A 2,360-nucleotide genomic window follows, 5' to 3' on the forward strand; every position below is an offset into this window, starting at 1 on the left:
GGCGCGGAGGGTGCGGGTCCGCGTGCGCGGGGCGGGCGGCAGCACTAAAGTTGGCCTCAGCCATGGGATCGAACTCTTCTCGATCTCGTAGGTCAAGCCCCCGCAGGTGTTGGTAGCACCTGGCGGGGGCTGTTTCGTCTGCGGGCACCGTATCAGCATCGTCACGGTGCGTGGCAACTCGAACGCGTGACGTCAACTTGCCGGGTGGGAGGGTGGGTTGAGGCCCATTCCCATTCCGAAAAAAGAGCGCTCGGGGCTGACGGCTTGAGCTTCGGGGCCGGGTCCCGTCGGGCGTCAGCCCATGCTCTTCGCCCCGTCGAGGGACTCCCGGATGATGTCCGCGTGACCGGCGTGCTGCGCGGTCTCGGCGGCGATGTTCAGCAGCACCCTGCGGGCCGACCAGCTCGCCTCCCCCTCGAACCACGGGGCCTTCGGCAGCGGGTGCGACGCGTTCAGGTCGGGCAGCGTGGCCACGAGTTCGTCGGTTCGGTCGGCCACCTCGGCGTACTCCGCAAGCACGTCGGTCAGCGTCTCGCCGGGCAGCATGCGGAACTCGTCGGCGCGCTTGGCCCAGTCGGCCTCGGTCATGGCGGTGAAGTCGGGCATCGTCGAGGGGCCGTCCACGATGAACGCCGCCCAGTTCCGTTCCACCGACGTGACGTGTTTGATCAGGCCGCCGAGACAGAGTTCGCTGGCCGTGGTGCGCTGTCCGGCCTGCTCGTCGGTGAGGTCACGGGTGGTGAAGCGGAGGAAGTGCCGCTGCTTGGCGAGGCTTTCCAGCAGGTCGGCGCGCTCGCCGGTGGGGAGGGTGGGGGCGGGGGCGTTCGTCGTTGTGCTCATGCCCCCACAGTAGGAAGCATGTAGGTCAGATCCTGACCTCTTCGTGGGTCAGTCGCGCTTCAGTTCCTGGATGAACAGGGACCAGCTCTCCGCCCGGAACACGAGCTTCGGGCCGAGGGGGTTCTTGGAGTCCCGCACGGGGATGGGGGAGGTGGAGGAGAGGGCGACCTCCAGACAGTTGCCGCCGCTGCCGTCGCTGTGCGTCGACCTGTGCCATTTCGCCGAGGGCAGGTGGTACTCAGGGCTGATCTTCATGGGCGTAATCCTCCGCCACCGATTCGATCAAGGCCAGAGATTCGTGGGGGGAGAGCGCGGTGGCCCCCAGCAAATCGTAGGCCAGTTCGTAGCGGGCGACGGTGGCCGGGTCGTCTTCCAGCCTGCCGGTTCCGGGGCCTTCGAAGTACACGAGCGGGGGTGCGTCGTCGAACGTCATCAGCTTGAGGGCCCCGCCCATCAGGGTGTGAGCGCCGGCGTTGAACGGGATCACCTGTGCAATGACGCGGCGCCGGTTGACCAGGGCGGCGACGTGAAGCAGAGCCTCGGCCATGACGGTCCGGCTGCCTGTCGTTCGACGCAGCGACGCCTCGTCGAGTACGACCCTCAACAGTGGCTTTGTCGGATGGTCGAGGAGCTTGGCTCTCTCCAGCCGCGCTAGGACGAGCTTGTCGATCTCGTCGTCAGGGGCCGTCGGCTGATGGCCGATGAACAGGGCCTCGGCGTAAGCCCGAGTCTGGAGCAGGCCGGGGATCAGCATGGGCGCGTATTCCCTGATCCTCGTAGCGACCGCTTCTGCCTCCGCCGCCTCCGCGAAGTGTTCCGGGTACTTGGACTTGGCAGTAGCGCCGCAGTTTCGGCTGAAGAAGTCGTCCGTACCGAGGGCTAGATCGGTGAGCCGGGCCAGATCCGGCTGCATGCGTCGCATCCCCGCTTCGAGTTGGCTCACGAACGAACCGCTCACAAAGAGCTGTTGGCCCAACTCTTCCTGGCTGAGGCCTGCTTTCTCCCGGGCGTGCCGCAATTCTGCGCCCAGCAGCGCGCGGGGGGATGACGACGGGTCGAGGTCCCTCGGTCCTGGCATCGTGTTGCTCCCTGTTCGACAGTCGCCGTTGTCAAGGCTCTGTGTCTGGCCAGGTTAGGCGGAGTCGGACACGCTGTGTGGTGAATCGGCGACCCAGCGTGGAGGAATGGCGACGTGAAGAACAGAGCGGTGAACGGGCGGCGCAGGTCCACGTTCTCGACGGAGGACGCCGTGCAACAGCTCGACCAGGCGTTGCGCGGGGTCGGGATCATCCTGCCGTCCCTGCGCGTCGACCCGATCACCGGTGCCAGTGAACTGCCTTATCCGTTGGTGGAGTTGGGGCGCTGCAACCTCCAGGTCGCCGCCAAGCTCGCCGGCGTGCTGCGCAAGGCGGCGGAGACGTGACCGCCCCGCAGGGCTCGCGGGCGTACGCCGTGGACGTACGGGACGGGCGGCTCGGTGAGGTGATGGGGCGCGAGGGCGGTTACGCGCAGTTGCGGCC

Annotated in this window: 4 protein-coding genes; 1 reads left to right on the top strand and 3 read right to left on the bottom strand. The window is 67.2% G+C overall.

Translation table 11 applies throughout. The annotated features are described in order from the left end of the window. Positions 1–294: 294 nt before the first annotated feature. Genes P1P70_RS43480 through P1P70_RS43490 form a run of 3 tightly spaced genes read right to left on the bottom strand, consistent with a single transcriptional unit; the run spans position 295 to position 1,918 of the window. Positions 295–840 carry a DinB family protein gene (locus tag P1P70_RS43480; RefSeq protein WP_319247867.1) on the bottom strand — a complete coding sequence of 182 codons (546 nt, stop codon included), beginning with the start codon at positions 838–840 and terminating at the stop codon, positions 295–297. 48 nt (positions 841–888) lie between these two features. Further along, complete coding sequence (locus P1P70_RS43485) at positions 889–1,095, bottom strand: DUF397 domain-containing protein (protein WP_319247869.1); 207 nt, start codon at positions 1,093–1,095, stop codon at positions 889–891. Next, the gene (locus P1P70_RS43490; RefSeq protein ID WP_319247871.1) at positions 1,079–1,918 is read right to left on the bottom strand and encodes a helix-turn-helix transcriptional regulator; all 840 of its coding nucleotides are present in this window, start codon (positions 1,916–1,918) and stop codon (positions 1,079–1,081) included. The genes P1P70_RS43485 and P1P70_RS43490 overlap by 17 nt, the downstream gene beginning before the upstream one ends. Before the next feature lie 114 nt (positions 1,919–2,032). Here P1P70_RS43490 and P1P70_RS43495 point away from each other — a divergent pair, with 114 nt between their 5' ends. After that, positions 2,033–2,263: a hypothetical protein gene (locus P1P70_RS43495; protein WP_319247873.1), complete on the top strand. Its 231-nt coding sequence runs from the start codon at positions 2,033–2,035 to the stop codon at positions 2,261–2,263. Positions 2,264–2,360 lie beyond the last annotated feature (97 nt).

The organism is Streptomyces sp. MB09-02B (genome assembly GCF_033794485.1).
GTDB lineage: Bacteria > Actinomycetota > Actinomycetes > Streptomycetales > Streptomycetaceae > Streptomyces.

Bases quoted from the DNA above. Each gene is read 5' to 3' on its own strand.
- P1P70_RS43485 (WP_319247869.1), bottom strand. From the start codon at position 1,095: ATGAAGATCAGCCCTGAGTACCACCTGCCCTCGGCGAAATGGCACAGG.
- P1P70_RS43480 (WP_319247867.1), bottom strand. From the start codon at position 840: ATGAGCACAACGACGAACGCCCCCGCCCCCACCCTCCCCACCGGCGAG.
- P1P70_RS43490 (WP_319247871.1), bottom strand. From the start codon at position 1,918: ATGCCAGGACCGAGGGACCTCGACCCGTCGTCATCCCCCCGCGCGCTG.